This is a genomic window from Streptomyces spinosisporus, assembly GCF_022698145.1.
Lineage (GTDB): Bacteria > Actinomycetota > Actinomycetes > Streptomycetales > Streptomycetaceae > Streptomyces > Streptomyces spinosisporus.
Genome location: NZ_JALDAX010000002.1, coordinates 116387 through 138369 on the forward strand (window position 1 = coordinate 116387; position 21983 = coordinate 138369).

Below are 21983 nucleotides of genomic sequence, written 5' to 3' on the forward strand. Positions count from 1 at the left end.
TCCAGGAAAGGGAGTTGTATGCAGCTCAGACGACGTTCCCTGCTGCTTGCGGCCGCCGCCACGCCGGTGGCCGCGGCCGCACCCGCGCACGCGGCGCCGTCCTCGCGCGGTGGCCCGCTGGTCATCGGTCACCGGGGCGCGGCCGGGTGGCGGCCCGAACACACGGCGGCGGCGTACACCTACGGCGTCCAGGTCGGCGCCGACTGGATCGAGCCGGACCTCGTCGCCACCAAGGACCATGTGCTGGTGGTGCGGCACGAGAACGACATCTCGCAGACCACGGACGTGGCCGATCATCCGGAGTTCGCGGGGCGGCGGACGACGAAGACGGTGGACGGGAAGGCGGTGACGGGCTGGTTCACGGAGGACTTCACGCTCGCCGAGCTCAAGACGCTGCGGGCGGTGGAGCGGCTGCCGGATGTGCGCAACCGCAACACCGTGTTCGACGGGCGGGAGGAGGTGCTCACCTTCCAGGAGGTGGTGGACCTGGCGCGGCGGCTGTCCCGGACGTACGGCCGTACGGTCGCCGTCTTCCCGGAGACCAAGCACCCCACGTACTTCCGCTCGATCGGTCTGGAGCTGGAGCCGGAGCTGATCCGGCTGATCCGCCGCAACCGGCTCGGGCCGCGCGAGTGCGTCGTCCAGTCCTTCGAGCCGACGAGCCTGCACCGCATCGCGGCCGCGAAACTCGGCCTCCCCCTGTGGCAGGCACTGGGCACGACGGGCGGCCCCTACGACCTGCCGTCGACGACCTACCAGCAGATGATGACCCCGGCGGGCCTCGCCCGCATCGCCGCCTACGCGGACTGGATCGGCCCGGACAAGGTCTCCCTCACCGGCACGACCCTCCTCCCGGACGCCCACGCGGCCGGCCTGCGCGTAGGGGCGTACACCTTCCGCGCCGAGAACCAGTTCCTCCCCGCAGACCTCCGCCGCGGCCCCGGACCGAACGATTTCGGTGACGCCTTCGCCGAGTACGCGCTCTACTACCACCAGGGAGTCGACGCGGTGGTGACCGACTTCCCGGACCTGGCGGTGATCGCGAGGAGGGGTTGATGACCGAGATCGAGCGGGAGTGCCCGACCTGTCGCAGCAGACAGAGGTTCCGCCGGCTCAACGCCGCGGAGCAGGCCGCCGTCCGCGAGAAGAAGGGGCCCCGCTTCTTCGTCGGCAACCTCTGGCGCTGCACCGCCGAGAAGTGCCTCTGGTATCAGCCGTACCTCAACAGAGGGAAAGGCGACCTCCTCCCCGAGAGTTTCCGCGGGGAGGAGACCGCCACGAAGTGACGTCCGGAATCCGCCCTGGTGGGACGGATTCCGGGCTGCCGCGGCCGCCCGGCGCGGGCCTACGCTCCGGTCACCGATTTGGGGAGGTCACATGGTGTCCAAGCGCTGCCCGAACTGCGGCCACCAGATGCAGGAGTTCCGCGAGCTCACCGAGAAGGAGAAGGAGCAGGCCCGGCCCCACGTACCTAAGCACGTCAGCGAGAGCTCCCTCCTGCGCTGCACCAACAAGAACTGCCGGCGGTGGCAGCAGCGGGGCAACTACCAGGTCGGAGGGACCCTCCCGCCGCCCGAGTGAGTTCTACAGGTTGCTGAAGTCCGGGCCCACCGTGCGGGTGCGCTTTATTTCGTAGAAGCCGGGGATGGAGGCGACCGCGAGGGTGCCGTCCCAGAGTTTGGCGGCGGCGTCGCCCTTGGGGGCCGGGGTGACGACGGGGCCGAAGAAGGCGATCTGCTGGCCGTCGGCGCCGGGCACGGCGATGACGGGGGTGCCGACCTCCTGGCCGACCTTGTCGATGCCCTCCTTGTGGGAGGCGCGCAGTTCGGCGTCGAACTCGAAGTCCTCCTGGTCGGCGTAGTCGATGAGGTCGGCGGGCAGACCGGCGTCGGCCAGGGCGCCGGCGATGGCCTCGGTGGTCGGGCCCTCGCCGTTGTTGTGGAAGCGGGTGCCGAGCGCGGTGTAGAGCGGGCCGAGGACGTCCGCGCCGTGCTTCTGCCAGGCGGCGGTCACCACGCGCGCCGGCTTCCACGCCTTGGTCTCCAGCATGTCCCGGTACTCCGCGGGCAGCGTGTCCAGCTTGTCCTCGTTGAGCACCGCCAGGCTCATGATGTGCCAGCGCACCTCGATGTCCCGGACCTTCTCCACTTCGAGCACCCACCGGGAGGTCATCCAGGCCCAGGGGCACAGCGGGTCGAACCAGAAGTCGACGGGGGTCTTGCCGGAGGTGGTCGCGGTCTCGGACATGGCTCTCCTCGGAAAGTGTCGTGTTCAACCAACAACGCCGAACATCATCCACCCCATTCCCGGGTGACCACCTCATTCCCGGGTGCTCACCGTCAGGAGCGCATGGCAGGATCGGCCCTGTCCACATGCCGAAACAGCAGCCGAGGGAGTACCGCCCGTGCCCGGTGAGAATCTGACCCGTGACGAGGCCCGGGAGCGGGCCGCCCTGCTGTCCGTCGACGGGTACGAGGTCGCCCTGGACCTGCGTTCGGCGGTGGGCGAGCACGACGGCGACGGACCGCGCACGTTCCGCTCCGTCACCACGATCCGCTTCCGCAGCAACGAGCCCGGCGCCGCCACCTTCGCCGACCTGATCGCCCCGAGTGTGACCTCCGTCTCACTGAATGGCCGCGATCTCGACCCGGGCCAGGTCTTCGACGGCTCCCGCATCCTCCTGGAGGACCTCGCCGCGGAGAACGAGCTGGTCGTGGACGCGCAGTGCGCCTACTCCCGCACCGGCGAGGGCATGCACCGCTTCGTCGACCCCGAGGACGGCGAGATCTATCTCTACACGCAGTACGAGCCCGCCGACTCCCGCCGCGTCTTCGCCAACTTCGAGCAGCCCGACCTCAAGGCCCCGTTCCGCTTCGAGGTGCGCGCCCCGGAGGGCTGGACGGTCTGGAGCAACGGCGCGGGCGAGTTCACCGACGGGGTGTGGCGGTTCGCGGAGACGAAGCCGATCTCGACGTACATCACCTGTGTGACGGCGGGTCCGTACCACTACGTGACGGATTCCTACGAGCGGACCTTCGAGGACGGCACGAAGCTCCGGATCCCCCTCGGCGCCCTGTGCCGCAAGGGCCTGGCCCCCTACTTCGACTCCGCCGACGTCTTCCTCGTCACCAAGCAGGGCCTGGACTTCTTCCACGACCACTTCGACTACCCGTACCCCTTCGGGAAGTACGACCAGGCCTTCGTCCCCGAGTACAACCTCGGCGCGATGGAGAACCCCGGACTGGTCACGTTCCGCGAGGAGTTCATCTTCCGCGGCAAGGTGACGCGCGCGTCGTACGAGGGCCGGGCGAACGTCATCCTGCACGAGATGGCGCACATGTGGTTCGGCGACCTGGTCACCATGGAGTGGTGGGACGACCTGTGGCTCAAGGAGTCCTTCGCGGACTTCATGGGCGCCTTCTCGCTGGTCGGCGCGACCCGCTTCACCGACGGCTGGATCACCTTCGCCAACCGCCGCAAGTCCTGGGCCTACCGCGCGGACCAGCTGCCCTCCACGCACCCCATCACGGCCGACATCCGCGACCTGCAGGACGCCAAGCTCAACTTCGACGGCATCACCTATGCCAAGGGCGCCTCGGTGCTCAAGCAGCTGGTGGCCTACGTCGGCCAGGACGCGTTCCTGGAGGGCGCCCGCCGCTACTTCAAGCGGCACGCCTACGGCAACACGCGCCTCGGTGACCTGCTGTCGGTGCTGGAGGAGACCAGCGGGCGCGACATGGGCACCTGGGCGCGCGGCTGGCTGCAGACGGCGGGCGTCAACTCCCTGACCCCGCAGGTGCTGCTGGACGCCGAGGGCCGGGTCGAGGAGCTGGCGGTGGTGCAGGAGGCCGCCGAGTCGCACCCCGAACTGCGGCCGCACCGCGTGGCGGTGGGGTTCTACCGGCGCGAGGACGACCATCTCGTGCGCTACGCGCGCGCCGAGGTGGACGTCGACGGCCCGCGCACGGTCGTGACGGAACTGGCCGGAGCGCAGGCCCCCGAGCTGGTGCTGGTCAACGACGAGGACCTGACGTACTGCAAGATCCGCTTCGACGCGACCTCGCTGGCCACGCTGCGCGAGCACCTCGGCGCGATCGAGGACCCGCTGGCCCGCGCCCTGTGCTGGTCGGCGCTGTGGAACATGACGCGGGACGCGCTGCTGCCCGCGTCCGACTTCATCGACCTGGTGGTTCGTTTCGGGCGGTGCGAGTCCGACATCGGGGTGCTGCAGATGCTGCACGCCTGGGCGGGCTCGGCGCTCACCCACTACTCCCCCGCCTCGTCGCGGCCGCGTGGCGAGGAGCTGCTGGCCGAGACCGCGCTGCGCGACCTGCGGGCGGCCGAGCCGGGCAGCGAGCACCAGCTGGCGTGGGCGCGGTTCTACGCGACGGTGGCGTCGGCGCCCGACGATCTGCAGTTGCTGCGGGGCCTGCTGGAGGGCACGGAGAAGATCGAGGGACTCAAGGTCGACCAGGAGCTGCGCTGGACGTTCCTGGAGCCGCTCGCCGCGCACGGCGCGGTCGACGAGACGGTCCTGGCGGCCGAACTGGCCCGCGACGACACGGCGTCCGGCAAGCGCCACCAGGTCCGCTGTCTGGCCGCCCGCCCCTCCGAGGCGGTCAAGGCGCAGGCGTGGGCGCAGGTCGTGGAGTCCGACGCGCTGTCCAACGCCCTGGTGGAGGCGACGATCGCGGGCTTCACCCAGGCCTCCCAGCGGGAGCTGCTCGCGCCGTACGCGGCCCGGTACTTCGAGGTGATCGAGCGGATCTGGACGGAGCGGTCCATCCAGATCGGCATGGACGTGGTGCGGGGCCTGTTCCCGGCGCTGCAGGACTCCCCCGCGACGCTGGAGGCGACGGACGCGTGGCTCGCCGCCCACGAGGGGGCCGCGCCCGCGCTGCGCCGGCTGGTGCTGGAGGCCCGGGACGATCTGGCGCGGGCCCTGCGCGCCCAAGCTTTGGCCAACGACTAAGCCGCCGGTGACCGTTACGGAATCCGGTCAATAACACCCGTAACCCCTGGTCCAACCCGATTGGACCAGGGGTTTTCCGTGCCCTATCGGCACCCGAACACGCGTCCTTTAGTGCTGTCTTGTCCGTATTTGTCGACGAGCGTGTAACAGCGGTTACAGCGCGGACCGGACGCGGGACATTCCGAGTCATGAACCACAACACCCCGCTCCCCCCGGCCTCCCCCCGCCCCCTGCGCCACCTCGCCGACGTGCACCGCCGTGTGCTGACGACGGCTCAACTGCGGGCGCACGGCGTCTCGTCGGCGGAGATGAACGAACAGTGCCGCGCGGGCGGCTCCTGGCAGCAGCTCCTGCCGGGCGTCTTCCTGCTCCACCCGGGCCCACCCACCAGCGAGGAGCGGCTGCACGCGGTACTGCTGTACGCCTCGCGCGAGTCGGCGCCGGGAGTACCGGCGCAGCCCGGCCCGGAGGCGCCGCACCGCCCGGTCTACGCGGAGGCGATGATCACCGGCCTGGCGGCGCTGACCCTGTACGGCTTCACCTCCGCGCCGCCGCTGCTGTCGCTGGAGAAGATCGACGTGCTGGTGCCCCGGCTGCGCCGGCTGCGCTCGACGGGCTGCGCGCGCATCGTGCGCACGCCGGCCCTGCCGACTCCCGAGCCGGTCACGGGAGTTCCGGTCGCGCCGGTGGCCCGCGCCCTGGCCGACGCGGTGGCGGAGCTGGCGGACGCCTCCACGGTGCGCCGGCTGCTGACGGAGGCGGTGCGCGGCGGCCACTGCGAACCGGCTTCGGTCGTGCGGGCGTTGAACCAGGCGAAGCTGCTGAGCCGTCCGCACGTGGTGGACGCGGTGGACTCGCTGCTGGCCGAGGGCCGCGCGATCGCGGAGGACCGGCTGTACCGCATGGTCGAGGAGTACGGCCTGCCCGACCCGGTCTGGAACGTCGACCTCCGGCTGCCCGGCGGCCCCCACCTCGGCGGCCTGGACGCCTACTGGCCCGAGCAGGCGGTCGCCGTGGAGCTGGACATCCGGGCCCCGCGGCAGGACGACGACGCGCTGTGGTCCGAATACGCCCGCAAGCGCGAGCACTTGGAGCGGCTCGGCATCACGGTCGTCCACATCACGCCCAAGAAGCTCCGCGAATCCATGGAGCAGCAGGCGGCGATCGTCCGTACGGCGCTGATGGCGTCCGGCGACCGGGAACCGGCCGCGTATGTCGTGGTGCTGCCCCGCTAGTGACGGAGCGAGGCGGTATCAGGAGGGGAGGGGAGGGGCCGCCGGGCGAACCGGGCGGCCCCTCCTCGTGTTCGGCTTCCGCGCCGGGCCCGGCTGCCGCCTCGGGATCGGCGCCCGCCTCGGGCTCAGCTCGCGCCTCGGGCTCAGCTCCCGCAGAACTCCGCCTCGAGCACCGTGGTGGTGTCGCCCGCCCAGTCGCCGTTGAGGTTGAGCGCCACGGAATGCCGGCCGTCCGCGGTGGTCGCCGCGTCGGACGAGGAGCCGTGGATGCCGCCGTCATGGCCCCAGACGTGCACTCCGCAGGAGAGGGTGCGGTCGATCAGGCCCAGCCCGTAGCGGACGTTCGGGGCGCCCTCGATCTGCACCGTGCTCTTCATCTCCTTGAGCTGGTGGGGCGGGAGGAGACGGCCGCGCAGCAGCGCAGAGTAGAAGCGGTCGAGGTCCGCGGAGTCCGAGATCATCTCGCCGGAGCCGTAGGCGATGGCGGGGTTGAGGGTGGTGACGTCGTAGGTCGGGCCCGTGGCCGTCTCCGCGAGCTTGGAGTAGGCGCGGCTGCTGGGCTGCGGGACGGTGACGCGGGTGCCGGGGACCGAGGTGGCGCTCAGGTGCAGCGGCTCGATGATGCGGTCGCGGATCTCGGCACCGTAGGGGCGGCCCGTGGCCTGCTCGATCACCATCGCGGCCAGCAGGTAGTTGGTGTTGGAGTAGTTCCACGAGGTGCCCGGCGCGAAGTCCGGCTCGTGGGACATCGCGATCGCCAAGAGGTCCGCGGGCGATGTGCGGTCGTAACGATGCTTGAAGAACCCGTCCTTGAGGAAGTACGTGCGGCCGAAGTCCTCGTCGGCGGTGTAGTTGAAGACACCGCTGGTGTGGTTGAGGAGCATGCGGAGCGTGATCGCGCGGCCGTCGTGGCCGTGGCCGCTGACCTTCCCCGGCAGCCACTTGTCCACGGTGTCGTCCAGCGACAGCCGTCCCTCCGCCTCCAGTTGGAGGAGCACGGTGGACACGAAGGTCTTGGTGATGCTGCCGACGCGGTAGCGGTCGTCGGCCGAACGGGGCGCCTTCGTGCGGAGGTTGCCCACGCCCGCGGTCGTCGACCAGGCGCCGTGGCCGTCTCTCGCGGTGAGCGTCACCCCGGGCACGCCCTCCTTCACCAGGGCCTCGACGGCCTGCCGGGTCGCGTCGTGACCGCCGGTGCCGCGCGCGGGCGCGGCCGCGAGCGCGGGACCGGCCAGCGCGGCGGACAGCGCCACGGCCGTCGCCGCGACCAGGGTCGTACGGACGCCTGTGTTCATCTCTTGTCTCCCCCATCTCACTGTGCACAAGGCTCGGACAGGAGAGCAGACCCGGCCCGCGGGCAGGAGGTTGAACATCGCGGGCCGGTTGGGCGGCTTTCAGCCCTTCTTCAGCAGCAGCTCCGTGTTGCGGTCGTGCGCGGCGCCGCCCAGCTTCGTACTGGCGCCCGGCGCGTTGTACGACAGCTCGCGGTACAGGGCCGCGAGGCCGGTCTGGGTGAGGTCGGCGAAGTCCGTGCGGTGCGGGGCCGCGGACTCCACCAGGGTGGTGAACAGGGAGATCGTGCCGTCCTTGTTGTCCGTCAGCTCGATGACCCGGGCGAGCTGGGGGTAGTCCACGTGGGACGCGGTGGAGATCTCCCAGAAGGAGCCGCCGGCCGAGGACGAGTGCGCGGTGATGTCGTTGCGGTGGATGTGGCCGTTCACCCAGGCGAGCACGTTGCGGTGGCGGCCGAGGGTGGCGATCACCTCCTGGCCGCCCAGGCGGCGCTCGTTCGGGCGGGCCGGGTCCGCGTGGCCGGTGTTCGTCATGGTCTTGCTGGTGTGGTGGCTGAAAACGACGACGTACGAGTCCTTGTTGTCCTTCAGCTGCTTGTCCAGCCAGTTCAGCTGGGCCGTTCCGATGGAGCCCTCGTAGTGGCCGCCCGGATCGGTGGTGTCGAGGCTGATGCCCACGACGTCGTCGGCGATGCGGAAGGTGTAGTACTGCGTGCCCGCCGCGAGGTTGGCGCTGGAGTAGCCGTGCCCGACCGGGCCGAGACCGCGGTACGCCGGGTCGAGGTGGGCCCTGAGGTAGTCGGCCGGGGTGAACGGCGCGCGCCACTCGTCCGCGGTGACCGGGCGCATGTCGCGGGTGTGGGCCTTCAGCAGGTCCCGGAAGGCGAGGCCCTTAGGGTCGTTGCCGGCCTTGATGTGGTCCTGCAGCCGCTTCGCCTCGGACGCGGTCAGCGACATCAGCTTCCGGCCGCCGACCGCGTACTCGGCGAGCCAGGAGTCGCCGTGGCCGTAGCAGCCCAGCGGCATGGCGTCGTGGTTGCCGACGGTGGAGTACCAGGGCAGGTTCAGGCCGGGGCTGCGCACCTCGCGGATCGCGGCGGCCAGGTAGCCCTGGAGGTGCGGGAAGCCGAGCTGCTTGTCGCCGTCGCGCACGGTGGAGTCGGGCTGCCAGTAGGTCTTCAGACCGCTGTTCTGGACGCCCTCGTAGTGCCGCGGGTCACCGGAGTTGGGCGTGAACCGGCCGCCGCTCATGATCTTCAGGAACCACTCCAGCTCGGACTTGGCGTTGTTGTCCGTGTTGTCGCCGGTGGTCATGGCGAAGTGCAGCGCGGAGCCGGTGACGGGGGCCCCGCGCAGCGCGTTGATCCGCTCGACCAGTGAGATCGCGCCATGCACGGTCAGCGCCTCGTGCGGGCGCCAGGCGTGCCGGTCGGCGGAGCGCAGGTACTCCAGGCGCATCGGGTGCTGGGCGTCGATCAGATGCAGGTCGGTGAGCTGCACGAACGCGGCGAGCGCGGTACGCCGCCCGGCCCGGCCCGACTTGGGCGCGGCCAGCTCGCCGCGCACCACGCGGGACCAGCCCGCGCCGTCGCCGAGGCGGCGGTAGCCGGTGCCGGAGCGCGGGGCGGCGACGCTCGCGAGGGTGGTGCCCTTGGTGTACGGGGCGAGGGGGGCGCCGGGGGCCTTGCGGGACTGCGCCACCACCCGGGTCGCCTCCGTGGGCGCGCCGGCGGCGGCCTGGCTGTCGGTGGGCCGCAGGGCGTAGCCGACGCCCGCGGAGACTGCGGCCGCCCCGGTGGCGGCGAGGACGGTACGGCGGTTGACCGCCGGGATGCTGGCGGCGACAGAGCGTATGCGCGACATGGCGCGATCTCCCCGAGTGCGAACGCGTCGGCAGTGGTCGCGGGCGATCGCTGTCGCGAACATTCCCGCTCGCTCTGGATGCTTGGCACCGGGGATGACCTGCGCGTGAACGAGACGGCAACGCGCAACACCGATCACCGTACGTGGATCTTGGGCCACCCTGTGCGTTCACGACCGCTCGTCACGCGTCCCGGAGCCGGTCACTCCGCGTTCATCTTCCGGGGTACGGGAAGCAGTTCAGGGAGTCTGAAGGTGGCGCCGGTCACTCCTGGCCCGGCACCGTCACCCTCCCCGTGACCGGCCGCTCCCGCCACAGCCGCAACCCGACGTCGACCAGGTCGACGTGGCGCAGCCCGGGCACATCCGCGAGCGGGTGCCAGGCGGCCATGTCCGTCGAACCGCCGACCTCGTAGCGCAGTTCGCCGCCGGTCACCCGGGCCTCGTAGACGAGGCCTACGCCGTGATGGTGGACGGTGCGGCGGAAGCGCCGCGAGATGGTGATGTTCCTGGAGCGCACGCCGAGCAGGCCGGTGATCTCGACGAGGTAGCCGGTCTCCTCCTCCACCTCGCGCCGCACGGTGTCGTACGGGTCCTCGCCGTGCTCCATGCCGCCGCCGGGCAGGGTCCACTCGGGGCGGCCCTGCGTGTCGGTCCAGCGGGCCAGCAGGACCTGGTCGTCGCGGATGCACATGGCGTAGGCCGCCACCCTCAATGTCTCGCGCACGAGGGGACGTTAGTCCGCGGGCGCCGGATTCGCAGGTGAGTATTCGGGGGCCGACCAGCGCAGCGGGACCGCAGCGGGCGTCTCGACGACCTCCCGCACCGTGAACCGCACCCGGCGCTCGCCGTCCTCGCCGAACTCCGTGTGCGCCTCGCCCGTCAGCTGCAGCACCGTGCCCGTCGACCAGTCGACGAACAGCAGCCCCGCCCGCGGGTCCAGTGCGATGTTGCCCAGGGTCAGGAACATGGCGTTGCCGGGGTAGTCGCGCCAGGTCAGCTCGTGCGGGGAGGGTGCGCGCAGGAAGCCGGGGTTGCCGCCCTTGTGGCTCACCTCGACCTCGCCCTCGTGGACGGTGGCGATGAAGGAGGTGTCGACGGACTCGACGAACGCGCGCTGGGCGTCGGTGAGTTCAGTGCCGCGCCGGGTCTCTCCGGGGCTGCGGTCCGCCGCCACCTCGTACGCCTCGCGCCGCTGGATGTACCGGGGGCAGTTGGAGAACACCCGCTCCGCCGTCACCGCGAAGCCCCGCGGCGTCGGGCGGAGCCGGCCGTTGAGGCGCATGCGGCGGCGGGTGCGGGGGTCCAGGGCGATGGTGGCGACCCGGGTGCCCTCCGTCGCCAGCGCCGTCGCCAGGGGGTCGGCGGGCCGGACGCCGCCGGTCACCGACATCTGGCGCGGGCCCGTCGCCCGGACGAAGCCGGGAGCCCCGGTCAGGGGTGACGCCCAGACCGCGCCCGTCGCCGGGTCGGCCGCGCCGAGCACCAGCAGGGGCTGCAGCTCCAGGAAGGCCGCCGCCACCGGCTTGATGCCCTCGCCGACCGCCCGGCCCACGTGGTCGGCGTCCTCCCGCACGCCGACCCGGTCCTGCACCGCCCGCGAACCCGCGTGATAGACGTCCATGACTAGAAGAAACCGCAGGTCGGGGCGGACTCATGGGGTGCCGGCGCGCCCTGGACGCCGCTCGGCACCGAGATCTCCAGGCGGGTGCCGTCCGGGTCGTGGAAGAAGATGCCGCCCGAGTCCGCGCCCTCGCGGTGGGCCACCACACCCTCGTGGGCGAACGCGGCGCCGTACGCCCGCAGCGCCTGCTCGTACTCCCTGACCCGCTCGATCGACTCGGCCTCCAGGGCCAGGTGGTGCAGGCCCGCCCGGTCGCCGTCGTAGGGCTCGCCCGCCTGCTGCCAGAGTGTGAGGACGAGCCGTTCGCCGTCGCCGAGGAACGCGTACCGCCGATCGTCCTCCTTGCCCTCCGCCACGAGGACGAAGCCCAGGACGTCGCGGTAGAAGGCGAGCGAGCGGTCGAGATCGGTGACGTTGAGACCGACGTGTCCGGTGTGCAGGGTCATGGCTCTCCCCAGTCGTTTTAACCGTCGTCCTCGACATTAACGGTTAGCATGCCCAGAGGTCAACCGGTCACGTACCCTTCAAGGGTTAGCCCGGAAGGAGTCACCCGATGCCCATCGCCCCCGACCCGCGCCCCCTCACCGGCGAGCCCCTCGCGCTCGACCTGCTCAACACCCGGTGGAACAGCGAGGGAGTCACGCAGGACCTGCTCACCGACCTCGACGGACTCGCCGTATGGCTCACGGCGAACGGACTCGACGAGCGGTTCGAGGCGGACGCGACGACCCTGCGACGAACCCTCCAGGCGCGCGACGCCCTGAAGAAGGCTGTGGACGGGTCGGTCGCCGAGGGCGCGGACGCCGTCGACGGCGTTCTCGCACACGGCCGCATCCGGCTCACCCTCACCGCCGACGGCCCCGGCGAGCTGCCCGAGTTCGACGACCCGTCCTGGGGCCCCGCCTGGCTCGCCGCGCGCAACTACCTTCAGCTGCTCTCCGCCGCCCCCGACCGCGTGCGCGCCTGCTCCGGCCCGACGTGCGTCCTGCACTTCTACGACACCTCACGCAACGGCACGCGCCGCTGGTGCTCGATGGCGACCTGCGGGAACCGGGCGAAGGCGTCGCGCCACTACGCCCGCTCGAAAGAGTCCTGAAACACCCCAAAACACCTGATGGGCATAGGGGGTTTTCCCCATACGTCCATATCGTTTCGGTCAACACTTCCCAAACAACTGTCCCTTGGGTAAAGCTGTGCGCTCGTCCGGCACTGGAACTTCACCTACGAGGGATGCCGATGACCCACCCCCAGCGCGATCCCATATCGGGCGCGAGACGTGTGGCGCGCATAGCCGTGGCCGCCGGTCTCGTCGCCGCGCTCTCCGCGGCGGGGCCGATACCCATGGCCTTCTCCGCCGACGATCCGTCCGCGCCCTCGGACGGCACCGTCAAGTCCGCGCAGAAAAAGCTCGGTTCAGACGACGCGGACCTGCTCGCCGAGGCCAAGGCCGGCGGCGACAAGAACGTCACGATGATGATCGCCACCGCTCCGGGGCAGACCGAGCAGGTCGCCGACAAGCTGGACGCGGTCAAGGGCGGCTCGGTGGGGCGGACCTACGACAAGCTCGGCTACGTCCGCGCCACCGTCCCCACCTCGAAGGCGGAGTCGGCCATCGCCGCCGCCGCGAAGCTCTCCTCCGTGCACGGCATCGACCTGCGCGAGGAGATACCGCTGGACGACCCGAGCGTGAGCGGCGGCTCCGCCAAGTCGGCCTCCGGGAGCGTGAGTTACCCCGCCCCGGGCAAGAAGACCCCCGCCGAGAACCCGTACAACCCGTCCTTCGAGACGGGCGCCGTCGACTTCGTGAAGAAGAACCCGAAGGCGGACGGCCGCGGCATCACCATCGGCATCCTCGACTCCGGCGTCGACCTCGGCCACCCGGCGCTGCAGAAGACCACCACCGGCGAGCGGAAGATCGTCGACTGGGTGACGGCGACCGACCCGATCGTCGACGGCGACGCCACCTGGCGCCCGATGGTCACCTCCGTCTCCGGCCCCACCTTCACCTACGGCGGGCAGACCTGGACCGCGCCGGCCGGTGCCTACCAGGTCAGCACCTTCAGCGAGGCCGCCACCACCGGCGGCGACGCCAAGGGCGACGCCAACCGCGACGGCGACACCACGGACAAGTGGGGCGTCCTGTACGACCCCGCCGCCGGGACCGTCCGCGTCGACCTCAACAACAACTTCGACTTCGGCGACGACGCGCCGATGAAGCCGTACAAGGACGGATACCAGATCGGCTGGTTCGGGACCGACGACCCGAAGACCGACGTGGTGGAGCGCCAGCCGTTCGTCGTGCAGATCCGCAAGGACGTGCCGATGGACCCCTACGGCGGCGACTGGGTCGGCAAGAAGGCCGACTTCGTCAACATCGGCGTCATCGAGTCCGAGCACGGCACGCACGTCGCCGGCATCACTTCCGCCCACGGCCTGTTCGGCGGCCGGATGAACGGCGAGGCGCCGGGCGCGAAGATCGTCTCCTCGCGTGCCTGCACCTGGACCGGCGGCTGCACCAACGTCGCGCTCACCGAGGGCATGATCGACCTCGTCGTCAACCGCGGCGTCGACATCGTCAACATGTCGATCGGCGGTCTGCCCGCCCTCAACGACGGCAACAACGCGCGCGCCGAGCTGTACACGCGGCTCATCGACACCTACGGCGTGCAGCTGGTCATCTCCGCGGGCAACTCCGGACCGGGCGCCAACACCATCGGCGACCCCGGCCTCGCCGACAAGGTGATCTCGGTCGGCGCGACCATCTCCAAGGAGACCTGGGCGGCCAACTACGGCTCGGCCGTGAAGACCAAGTACGCCATGATGCCCTTCTCCTCGCGCGGCCCGCGTGAGGACGGCGGCTTCACGCCCACGCTGTCCGCGCCGGGCGCCGCGATCAACACCACCCAGACCTGGCTGCCGGGCGCCCCGGTCGCCGAGGCGGGCTACTCGCTGCCGGCCGGCTACTCCATGCTGCAGGGCACCTCGATGGCCTCCCCGCAGGCCGCCGGCGCCTCCGCGCTGCTGCTGAGCGCGGCGAAGCAGCGGCACATCGAGCTGACCCCGGCCACCCTGCGCACGGCGCTCACGTCAACGGCCGATCACATCAAGGGTGTTCAGGCCTACGAGGAGGGCGCGGGCCTGATCGACATCGTCGACGCCTGGGACGCGATCCGCCACGGCGCCTCCGCCCACGACTACACCGTGAAGGCCCCCGTCGACACCGCGATCGACTTCGCCCTGAAGACACCGGGCTTCGGCACCGGCCTGTACGACCGCGAGGGCGGCCTGAAGGCCGGGCAGAAGAAGTCGTACGACGTCACGATCACCCGCACCTCCGGCGCGGACAAGGCGATCCGGCACCGGCTGCACTTCGCGAACAACGCCGGTGACACCTTCCGCGTCGTCGGCTCGGACGAGGTCAGCCTGCCGCTGAACCAGCCCGTCACCGTCAAGGTGCAGGCGAAGCCGCGGTCCGCGGGCATCAAGAGCGCGATCCTCGAGGTCGACGACCGCAGGACGGAAGGGGTCGACCAGCAGATCCTGACCACCGTCGTGGTCTCGACGCCGGTCAAGTACACCTGGTCCGCGTCGAACACCGTCCAGCGCAACAGCACGCAGTCGTACTTCCTGACCGTGCCCGAGGGCGCCAAGGCGCTGGAGGTCGCGATCGGCGGACTCAAGGACAAGAGCCAGACCCGCTTCATCTCGATCCACCCCTACGGCGTCCCGGTCGAGGACACGGGCACCCCGTACTGCTACAGCAACTACTCGAACACCAACGGCTGCAAGCCGGACGTGCGCTCCTACGCCGACCCGCAGCCCGGCGTCTGGGAGATCGAGGTCGAGTCGCGCCGCACCTCGCCGCTGCTCGACAACCCCTACAAGCTGCAGGCCGCCGTCTACGGCGCCGCCTTCGACCCGGAGACCGTGACAGTCCCCGAGGCCAAGGTCGGCACCCCGGCCGCCGTCTCCTGGAAGGCGACCAACGGGTTCGCCGCCCTCGACGGCCACCTGGTCGGCGGCCCGCTCGGCTCCGCCAAGTCGGCCCGCCCGGCCATCAAGGAGGGCGAGACGCAGACCACCACGGTCGCGGTGCCCGCGGGTGCGAAGTCGCTCGACGTCGCCATCGGCGGAGTCTCGGACAACGCGGCCGACCTGGACCTGACGGTCCTGGACGAGGACGGCAACGTCGTCGGCCAGTCCGCCGACGGCGACTCGGAGGAGGCGGTCTCCGTCGCCTCGCCGGCCGCCGGCACGTACACGGTCGAGGTCATGGGCTACTCGGTGCCGTCCGGCTCCACCGACTACGACTACCGGGACGTCTTCTTCTCCGCGTCCCTCGGCACCGTCACCGTCGACGAGTCGGCGCCGGTCAAGCTCGGCACGGGCGACTCGGCGACCGTCTCCGGCAGTGTGACCGCCGCGGCGGCCGCTCCGGAGGGCCGTGAGTTCTTCGGCCAGGTGCAGCTGGTGAACGCGCGCGGCACGGTCGCGGGCGTCGGCAGTGTGAAGATCGAGAAGGTCACGCCGTAGTCAGGACGGCGGCAGCGGGGCGGGCGTCCGTACGGGCGCCCGCCCCTTCTGCTTGCCTGCCGCCCTCATCCCCCGCAGCTCAGGCCCGCCGCCTCCGGGAGCGCCCGGACCAGACCGGCGCGTTCGCGGGCGACCGCCTGCGCGCCGACGACCACGTTCTGCGCGACGTCCGAGTGCCGCGGCAGGGTCACCAGCAGATGGTCGCCCTTGTGCAGGGCCTTGTCGGTCAGGCCCCGGCCGAGCACGAAGACCACCTCTTTTGGACCCTTCTGCGGCTTGTACGAGCGGGTCACGTGCAGGGTGATCCGCTCCTGCCCGGCCACCGTGCCGACCGGCCGCACGTCGGTGACGTCGCCCTCGGCGACCAGACCCGTACAGGCGAGGTAGCCCGGGCTGCTCAGGGAGGAGCTCGCCGAGGGGGCCGCCGCCTTGTCGGCGCTCGCGCCAGCGTCGTCGCTCACGCCGGTGCCGCTCTGGGTCACCAGCCAGCCCATCCCCGCCAGCACGGTCGCTACGGCGGCCACGGCCAGGGAGCCGAAGGCGAACCTGCGGGCCCGGTGCCGGTCGCGCGGCGCCCGCACCGGAGCGGGTGGCGTGTGCTGCACCGCCGCGTCCCTGGCCAGCGCGTCCCCGATCAGGCCCAGCTGCTCCCGCAGGAGGGCCACGTCGGCCTCCGCCTCGCGGTGCTCGGTCATGAAGGCGGCGTCCGCGCGGGCCTCCTGCGACAGCTCCTCGCCGGTGAGGGCGGCCATGAGCGCGTCGGTGCCGTCGTGTTCCGCGGCCATGTCACACCACCTCGTCCTCGTGCAGGCGGGCGCGCAGGGCCCGTACCGCCGTGTGCAGCCGGCTCTTGACGGTGCCCTCCGGGACACCGAGCTCCTCGGCGATCGAGCGGACCGGCAGATCGGCGTAGAAGCGCAGGACGAGGACCTGGCGCTGGGAGTCGGGCAGCTCGTCCAGGCCCTGGGCGACGGACAGCGACAGCACGCTGGTGTCCTCGCCGGAGGGGTGCTCCAGCTGCCGCAGCGAGGCCAGGCGCTCGCCGATCCGCTCCTGCCGGCGCTTGGCGCGATGCCAGTCCATGGCCAGGTTGGAGGCGACGACGGCCGCCCACGCGGAGACGTCGCGCGGGGCCTCGTACCCCTTCGCCGCCCGCTCCAGCAGCCGCAGCCGCACCTGCTGCACCCCGTCCGGCAGGTCCGCCTGCGGCACACCGCCCAGCGCGAGCACCGCCCGCACCCGGCGTTCCTGGGCCGCGTCCAGAGGATCACCCTGATCGTCCCCCGGCGCACGGCGGGCCTTTCTGCGCAGCACAAGCCACCCCCCTCACCGTGTTTCCTCTACGACGCGCGGGCGCACGGAAACGTTCGACGGAACGCCGGCGAATCTGTCCGGAGTCTGCCGGAGTCCGCTCCGGAGGCGGATGTCACACCGCCCGGCGTCCACTCCTCGGGCATGGGACGGAAAGAATTGGACAGGCGGACCCGGGTCGGCCGCATCATGGAAACGCCGCAGACAGTCGCAGACACGAGAAGCCGCCAGGCATGAACACGCACAGGGAGTCGCCGTGAGGGTCGGAATCGTCGGAGCCACCGGACAGGTCGGCACGGTCATGCGCAGGATCCTCGCGGAGCGGAACTTCCCGGTCAGCGAGCTGCGCCTGTTCGCCTCGGCCCGCTCGGCGGGGACGGAGCTGGACGGCGTGACGGTGGAGGACGCGGCGACCGCGGACTACTCCGGCCTCGACATCGTGCTGTTCTCCGCGGGCGGGGCGACCTCGAAGGCGCTGGCCGAGAAGGTGGCCTCGCAGGGCGCCGTGGTGATCGACAACTCCTCCGCCTGGCGCAAGGACCCCGAGGTCCCGCTGGTCGTCTCCGAGGTGAACCCGCACGCGATCGCGGACCGCCCCAAGGGCATCATCGCCAACCCGAACTGCACCACGATGGCCGCGATGCCGGTCCTGCAGGTGCTGCACGCAGAGGCCGGTCTCGAAGCGCTGGTCGTCGCCACCTACCAGGCGGTGTCCGGGTCGGGGCTCGCGGGCGTGGCGGAGCTGCACGGCCAGACCCAGAAGGTCGTCGCCGACGCGGACAAGCTCACCCACGACGGTGCGGCCGTCGACTTCCCGGAGCCCGGCGTCTACAAGCGCCCCATCGCCTTCAACGTGCTCCCCTTCGCGGGCAACCTCGTCGACGACGGTCTGAACGAGACCGACGAGGAGCAGAAGCTGCGCAACGAGTCCCGCAAGATCCTGGAGATCCCGGACCTCAAGGTCTCCGGCACCTGCGTCCGCGTCCCGGTCTTCTCCGGTCACTCGCTGCAGGTCAACGCCCGCTTCGCGCGCCCGATCTCCCCGGAGCGCGCCACGGAGCTGCTCGCCGGCGCCCCCGGCGTCGCCCTCTCCGACATCCCCACCCCCCTCCAGGCCGCCGGCCAGGACCCCGCCTACGTCGGCCGCATCCGCAAGGACGAGACCGTCGACAACGGCCTCGCCCTCTTCATCTCCAACGACAACCTCCGCAAGGGCGCCGCCCTGAACGCGGTCCAGATCGCGGAACTGGTGGCAGCGGAGCTCAAGGCCTGAGCCTCCGGCGGCTCGCAGGGGAACCACTGCCTGCCGGCCTCGCGGAGCGCCCCCCCGGGGCGGCGGCGTCCGACAGGTCGCGTCCTCCACCCGAGGACGGGCCGGACGACCGTCCGCGGGGCAGGTCAGCGGCCGTCCGGAGGGCAGGGCAGACGGGCCTCCGGAAGGCAGCCACGCGGACGCTCCGAAAGAGGGGCCGGACGGCCGTCCGGAAGGCAGGCGGACGTCCGGAAGACAGGCGAGACCGGCGTCCGGAAGGCAGGCCAGACGGGCGCTCCGGAGAGCGGACGAGACGACCGTCTGGAAGACGGGCCGGGCGGACGTCCGTAAGACGGGCGAGACGACCATCCGGAGGGCAGACCAGGCGGACGTCCGAAGGCAGACCAGGCGAACGCTCCGGAAGGCGGGCGAGACGACCGTCCGGAGGGCAGACCAGAAGGCCATCCGGAAGCCGGGCCGGGCGGACGTCCGTAAGGCAGACCAGACGGCCATCCGGTGCCGGCGACCGCGAGGCGCCGGGGCGTCCGCGATGGGATCGTCGGGCGCCCCTCCCGGCCACTCCCGCGCCCTTCCGGCCCTCCCGCGCCTTTCGCCCTCCCAGCCCTCCCGGCCCCGTAAAAAGACCTACCCCCTCCTGACCTCGTAGAGGAAGCACCCGTACTCGACGGCCCGGACGTGGACCAGTGCCACGGTCGGGTCGTCGAAGGCGTTTCGGAAGGCCTCGTCGTTCGGAGTGGGTACGAGGGCGCCGCCCAGGATGTGGCCGTCGGCGGAGTAGCGGCGGACGCTGCGGTGGGCGTTGGCGAAGGGGTAGGTGTTCGACGGGGCGGGGCCCGGGCAGTCGTCGGCGTGGATGAAGACGGGGCCCTGTTCGTCGTAGGCGCCGGGCTCGGCCCCGGTCTCGGCGGCCCAGCGGCGCAGGGGTGCGTAGGACACGAGGGCGATCCGCTCGCCCGGCTCGCTGCGGCGCAGGCAGCAGCGCAGCGGGGCGCCGCCCTCGTCGTCGGTCAGGGGGGCCATGGGACGGCCCGCGTCGTCGGTGGTGCGCAGTTCCTTGAGGACGGTCGGGGCGATGGGCCGTGCGGTGTAGGTCGTCATGCGTCCAGGCTGGCGCGCACGCGGCCGCAGCACCGGCGGGATTCGGACGTGGCGGTCCGGCGCCGCCGCCGGGCGATCCATCGGGAAAACCCTCGTCCCCCCGCCCACGATCACGTGGAAGGATGGCGCCACCGACACATGACGAGGAGATGACCCGGTGCCTGGCACAAACCTGACCCGCGAAGAGGCACAGCAGCGGGCGAAGCTGCTCACCGTTGACTCCTACGAGATCGATCTCGACCTCTCCGGCGCGCAGGAGGGCGGCACCTACCGGTCCGTGACCACGGTGCGCTTCGACGTGGCCGAAAACGGCGCGGAGTCCTTCATCGACCTGGTCGCCCCGACCGTGCACGAAGTGACGCTCAACGGCGACGCACTCGACGCCGCCGAGCTCTTCAAGGACTCCCGGATCGCCCTGCCCGGTCTGCTCCGGGGCCGCAACGTCCTGCGCGTCGTCGCCGACTGCGCCTACACCAACACCGGTGAGGGCCTGCACCGCTTCGTCGACCCGGTCGACCAGCAGGCCTACCTCTACACGCAGTTCGAGGTCCCGGACGCCCGCCGCGTCTTCGCCTCCTTCGAGCAGCCGGACCTGAAGGCCACCTTCCAGTTCACCGTGAAGGCGCCGCCCGGCTGGACCGTCGTCTCCAACTCCCCGACCCCCGAGCCCCGGGACGACACCTGGGTCTTCGAGCCGACCCCGCGGATCTCGTCGTACATCACCGCGCTGATCGTCGGCCCGTACCACTCGGTGCACAGCGTCTACGAGAAGAACGGCCAGAGCGTGCCGCTCGGCATCTACTGCCGCCCCTCGCTCGCGGAGTACCTGGACTCGGACGCCATCTTCGAGGTCACCCGGCAGGGCTTCGAGTGGTTCCAGGAGAAGTTCGACCACGCGTACCCCTTCGCGAAGTACGACCAGCTGTTCGTGCCGGAGTTCAACGCGGGCGCGATGGAGAACGCCGGCGCGGTCACCATCCGCGACCAGTACGTCTTCCGCTCCAAGGTCACGGACGCCTCGTACGAGCTGCGGGCCGAGACCATCCTGCACGAGCTGGCGCACATGTGGTTCGGCGACCTGGTCACCATGGAGTGGTGGAACGACCTGTGGCTGAACGAGTCGTTCGCCACCTACACCTCCATCGCCTGCCAGGCGCACCACCCCGACTCGCGCTGGCCGCACTCGTGGACGACGTTCGCGAACTCCATGAAGACGTGGGCCTACCGGCAGGACCAGCTGCCCTCCACCCACCCGATCATGGCCGAGATCAACGACCTGGACGACGTCCTCGTCAACTTCGACGGCATCACCTATGCCAAGGGCGCCTCGGTCCTCAAGCAGCTCGTCGCCTACGTCGGCATGGACGCGTTCTTCGCGGGCGTGCAGGCCTACTTCAAGCGCCACGCCTTCGGCAACACGCGCCTGTCCGACCTGCTCGGCGCGCTGGAGGAGACCTCGGGCCGCGATCTGAAGACCTGGTCGAAGAAGTGGCTGGAGACGGCGGGCATCAACGTCCTGCGCCCGGAGATCGAGGTGGACGCCGAGGGCGTGATCACCTCCTTCGCGATCCGTCAGGAGGCCCCCGCGCTGCCGGCCGGCGCCAAGGGCGAGCCGACGCTGCGCCCGCACCGCATCGCCGTGGGCCTGTACGACCTCGACGCCGGCAGCGGCAAGCTGGTGCGCGGCGACCGCGTCGAGCTGGACGTCGACGGCGAGCTGACCGCCGTACCGCAGCTGACCGGCCGGTCCCGTCCGGCGGTGATCCTGCTCAACGACGACGACCTGTCGTACGCCAAGGTCCGGCTGGACGAGGCGTCCCTCGCCGTCGTCACCGAGCACCTCGGCGACTTCGAGGCGTCACTCCCGCGCGCCCTGTGCTGGGCCTCGGCCTGGGACATGACCCGGGACGCGGAACTCGCCACCCGGGACTACCTCTCCCTCGTCCTGTCGGGCATCGGCAAGGAGTCCGACATCGGCGTGGTGCAGTCGCTGCACCGCCAGGTGAAGCTGGCGATCGACCTGTACGCCGACCCGGCCGCCCGCGAGGCCCTGCTCACCCGCTGGACCGACGCGACGCTGGCCCATCTGCGCACGGCCGCTCCGGGCAGCGACCACCAGCTGGCCTGGGCCCGGGCGTTCACGGCGACGGCCCGCACGCCGGAGCAGCTGGACCTGCTGGAGTCGCTGCTGGACGGTTCGCAGACGATCGAGGGCCTGGCCGTCGACACCGAGCTGCGCTGGGCGTTCGTGCACCGGCTCGCGGCGGTCGGCCGCTGGGACGAGGCGGAGATCGCCGGCGAGTACGAGCTGGACAGGACCGCCGCCGGTGAGCGCCACGCGGCCGCTGCCCGTGCCGCGCGCCCGACCGCGGAGGCGAAGGCGGAGGTGTGGGCGTCGGTCGTGGAGTCCGACAAGCTGCCGAACGCGGTGCAGGAGGCCGTCATCGGCGGCTTCGTCCAGACCGACCAGCGCGAGCTGCTCGCTCCGTACACCGAGAAGTACTTCGAGGTGGTCAAGGACATCTGGGAGTCCCGTTCGCACGAGATCGCCCAGCAGATCGCGGTCGGCCTCTACCCGGCGATCCAGGTCTCGCAGGAGACGCTGGAGCGGACGGACGCCTGGCTCGCCTCCGCCGAGCCCGGCGCGGCCCTGCGCCGCCTGGTCTCCGAGGCCCGCTCGGGCATCGAGCGCGCGCTGAAGGCGCAGGCCGCGGACGCGCGGGCGTAGTCGCCGCTACGAGCATGAAGGGCGCCCGGTGTCGCACCGGGCGCCCTTCGTCGTGGT

General features: G+C 71.2%; 18 protein-coding genes. 9 read left to right on the plus strand and 9 right to left on the minus strand.

Going from position 1 to position 21983, the window contains the following annotated elements:
* The first annotated feature begins 18 nt into the window (after positions 1-18).
* The 3 genes from MQN93_RS05785 (at position 19) to MQN93_RS05795 (ending at position 1581) form a co-directional block, all read left to right on the plus strand.
* On the plus strand, positions 19-1056 hold the full coding sequence (locus tag MQN93_RS05785) for a glycerophosphodiester phosphodiesterase family protein (protein WP_242708591.1): 1038 nt from the start codon (positions 19-21) through the stop codon (positions 1054-1056).
* The gene (locus MQN93_RS05790; RefSeq protein WP_242708592.1) at positions 1056-1286 is read left to right on the plus strand and encodes a hypothetical protein; all 231 of its coding nucleotides are present in this window, start codon (positions 1056-1058) and stop codon (positions 1284-1286) included. Before MQN93_RS05785 ends, MQN93_RS05790 begins: the two co-directional genes overlap by 1 nt.
* Positions 1287-1377: 91 nt before the next feature.
* A complete protein-coding gene (locus MQN93_RS05795; RefSeq protein WP_242708593.1) occupies positions 1378-1581 on the plus strand; it encodes a hypothetical protein in 204 nt (67 codons plus the stop codon).
* A 3-nt stretch (positions 1582-1584) separates the two neighbouring features.
* Here MQN93_RS05795 and MQN93_RS05800 read toward each other — a convergent pair whose 3' ends face one another.
* Positions 1585-2247 carry a mycothiol-dependent nitroreductase Rv2466c family protein gene (locus tag MQN93_RS05800; RefSeq protein ID WP_242708594.1) on the minus strand — a complete coding sequence of 221 codons (663 nt, stop codon included), beginning with the start codon at positions 2245-2247 and terminating at the stop codon, positions 1585-1587.
* Between the two features lie 157 nt (positions 2248-2404).
* On the opposite strand from MQN93_RS05800, the gene pepN (MQN93_RS05805) reads away from it, so the two are divergent.
* Positions 2405-4972 carry an aminopeptidase N gene (gene pepN, locus MQN93_RS05805; RefSeq protein WP_242708595.1) on the plus strand — a complete coding sequence of 856 codons (2568 nt, stop codon included), beginning with the start codon at positions 2405-2407 and terminating at the stop codon, positions 4970-4972.
* Between the two features lie 188 nt (positions 4973-5160).
* Entirely contained in the window at positions 5161-6207 is a 1047-nt protein-coding gene (locus MQN93_RS05810; protein ID WP_242708596.1) for a hypothetical protein, read from the plus strand.
* Positions 6208-6350: 143 nt separating this feature from the next.
* On the opposite strand, the gene MQN93_RS05815 is transcribed toward MQN93_RS05810, so the two are convergent.
* The 5 genes from MQN93_RS05815 to MQN93_RS05835 all read right to left on the minus strand — a co-directional run bounded on the left by MQN93_RS05815 (position 6351) and on the right by MQN93_RS05835 (position 11429).
* Positions 6351-7502: a serine hydrolase domain-containing protein gene (locus MQN93_RS05815; protein ID WP_242708597.1), complete on the minus strand. Its 1152-nt coding sequence runs from the start codon at positions 7500-7502 to the stop codon at positions 6351-6353.
* A gap of 99 nt (positions 7503-7601) precedes the next feature.
* A complete protein-coding gene (locus MQN93_RS05820) occupies positions 7602-9362 on the minus strand; it encodes a TIGR03767 family metallophosphoesterase (RefSeq protein WP_242708598.1) in 1761 nt (586 codons plus the stop codon).
* A gap of 262 nt (positions 9363-9624) precedes the next feature.
* Positions 9625-10086: an NUDIX hydrolase gene (locus MQN93_RS05825; RefSeq protein ID WP_242708599.1), complete on the minus strand. Its 462-nt coding sequence runs from the start codon at positions 10084-10086 to the stop codon at positions 9625-9627.
* A gap of 9 nt (positions 10087-10095) precedes the next feature.
* Positions 10096-10983, minus strand: coding sequence for a pyridoxamine 5'-phosphate oxidase family protein (locus MQN93_RS05830; protein ID WP_242708600.1), 888 nt, complete (start codon positions 10981-10983; stop codon positions 10096-10098).
* A 2-nt stretch (positions 10984-10985) separates the two neighbouring features.
* The gene (locus MQN93_RS05835) at positions 10986-11429 is read right to left on the minus strand and encodes a VOC family protein (RefSeq protein ID WP_242708601.1); all 444 of its coding nucleotides are present in this window, start codon (positions 11427-11429) and stop codon (positions 10986-10988) included.
* A 107-nt stretch (positions 11430-11536) separates the two neighbouring features.
* Here MQN93_RS05835 and MQN93_RS05840 point away from each other — a divergent pair, with 107 nt between their 5' ends.
* Positions 11537-12079 carry a CGNR zinc finger domain-containing protein gene (locus MQN93_RS05840; RefSeq protein WP_242708602.1) on the plus strand — a complete coding sequence of 181 codons (543 nt, stop codon included), beginning with the start codon at positions 11537-11539 and terminating at the stop codon, positions 12077-12079.
* 140 nt (positions 12080-12219) lie between these two features.
* Complete coding sequence (locus MQN93_RS05845) at positions 12220-15516, plus strand: S8 family serine peptidase (protein WP_242708603.1); 3297 nt, start codon at positions 12220-12222, stop codon at positions 15514-15516.
* Positions 15517-15581: 65 nt separating this feature from the next.
* Here the strand turns inward: MQN93_RS05845 and MQN93_RS05850 are convergent, their stop codons facing one another.
* Positions 15582-16301 carry a hypothetical protein gene (locus MQN93_RS05850; protein WP_242708604.1) on the minus strand — a complete coding sequence of 240 codons (720 nt, stop codon included), beginning with the start codon at positions 16299-16301 and terminating at the stop codon, positions 15582-15584.
* 1 nt (position 16302) lies between these two features.
* Positions 16303-16830 carry a sigma-70 family RNA polymerase sigma factor gene (locus MQN93_RS05855; protein ID WP_037782396.1) on the minus strand — a complete coding sequence of 176 codons (528 nt, stop codon included), beginning with the start codon at positions 16828-16830 and terminating at the stop codon, positions 16303-16305.
* A gap of 253 nt (positions 16831-17083) precedes the next feature.
* Between MQN93_RS05855 and MQN93_RS05860 the strand changes: the two genes are divergently transcribed.
* The gene (locus MQN93_RS05860; RefSeq protein WP_242708605.1) at positions 17084-18100 is read left to right on the plus strand and encodes an aspartate-semialdehyde dehydrogenase; all 1017 of its coding nucleotides are present in this window, start codon (positions 17084-17086) and stop codon (positions 18098-18100) included.
* Positions 18101-18724: 624 nt separating this feature from the next.
* Here MQN93_RS05860 and MQN93_RS05865 read toward each other — a convergent pair.
* Positions 18725-19198 (minus strand): DUF1203 domain-containing protein, encoded by a 474-nt coding sequence (locus tag MQN93_RS05865; protein WP_242708606.1) that lies wholly within the window; start codon positions 19196-19198, stop codon positions 18725-18727.
* 157 nt (positions 19199-19355) lie between these two features.
* Between MQN93_RS05865 and pepN (MQN93_RS05870) the strand changes: the two genes are divergently transcribed.
* Positions 19356-21926 (plus strand): aminopeptidase N, encoded by a 2571-nt coding sequence (gene pepN, locus MQN93_RS05870; protein ID WP_242708607.1) that lies wholly within the window; start codon positions 19356-19358, stop codon positions 21924-21926.
* The last annotated feature ends 57 nt before the right edge of the window (positions 21927-21983 follow it).

Bases quoted from the DNA above. Each gene is read 5' to 3' on its own strand.
- MQN93_RS05785 (WP_242708591.1), top strand. From the start codon at position 19: ATGCAGCTCAGACGACGTTCCCTGCTGCTTGCGGCCGCCGCCACGCCG.
- MQN93_RS05790 (WP_242708592.1), top strand. From the start codon at position 1,056: ATGACCGAGATCGAGCGGGAGTGCCCGACCTGTCGCAGCAGACAGAGG.
- MQN93_RS05795 (WP_242708593.1), top strand. From the start codon at position 1,378: ATGGTGTCCAAGCGCTGCCCGAACTGCGGCCACCAGATGCAGGAGTTC.
- MQN93_RS05800 (WP_242708594.1), bottom strand. From the start codon at position 2,247: ATGTCCGAGACCGCGACCACCTCCGGCAAGACCCCCGTCGACTTCTGG.
- MQN93_RS05810 (WP_242708596.1), top strand. From the start codon at position 5,161: ATGAACCACAACACCCCGCTCCCCCCGGCCTCCCCCCGCCCCCTGCGC.
- MQN93_RS05815 (WP_242708597.1), bottom strand. From the start codon at position 7,502: ATGAACACAGGCGTCCGTACGACCCTGGTCGCGGCGACGGCCGTGGCG.
- MQN93_RS05820 (WP_242708598.1), bottom strand. From the start codon at position 9,362: ATGTCGCGCATACGCTCTGTCGCCGCCAGCATCCCGGCGGTCAACCGC.
- MQN93_RS05830 (WP_242708600.1), bottom strand. From the start codon at position 10,983: ATGGACGTCTATCACGCGGGTTCGCGGGCGGTGCAGGACCGGGTCGGC.
- MQN93_RS05835 (WP_242708601.1), bottom strand. From the start codon at position 11,429: ATGACCCTGCACACCGGACACGTCGGTCTCAACGTCACCGATCTCGAC.
- MQN93_RS05840 (WP_242708602.1), top strand. From the start codon at position 11,537: ATGCCCATCGCCCCCGACCCGCGCCCCCTCACCGGCGAGCCCCTCGCG.
- MQN93_RS05845 (WP_242708603.1), top strand. From the start codon at position 12,220: ATGACCCACCCCCAGCGCGATCCCATATCGGGCGCGAGACGTGTGGCG.
- MQN93_RS05850 (WP_242708604.1), bottom strand. From the start codon at position 16,301: ATGGCCGCGGAACACGACGGCACCGACGCGCTCATGGCCGCCCTCACC.
- MQN93_RS05865 (WP_242708606.1), bottom strand. From the start codon at position 19,198: ATGACGACCTACACCGCACGGCCCATCGCCCCGACCGTCCTCAAGGAA.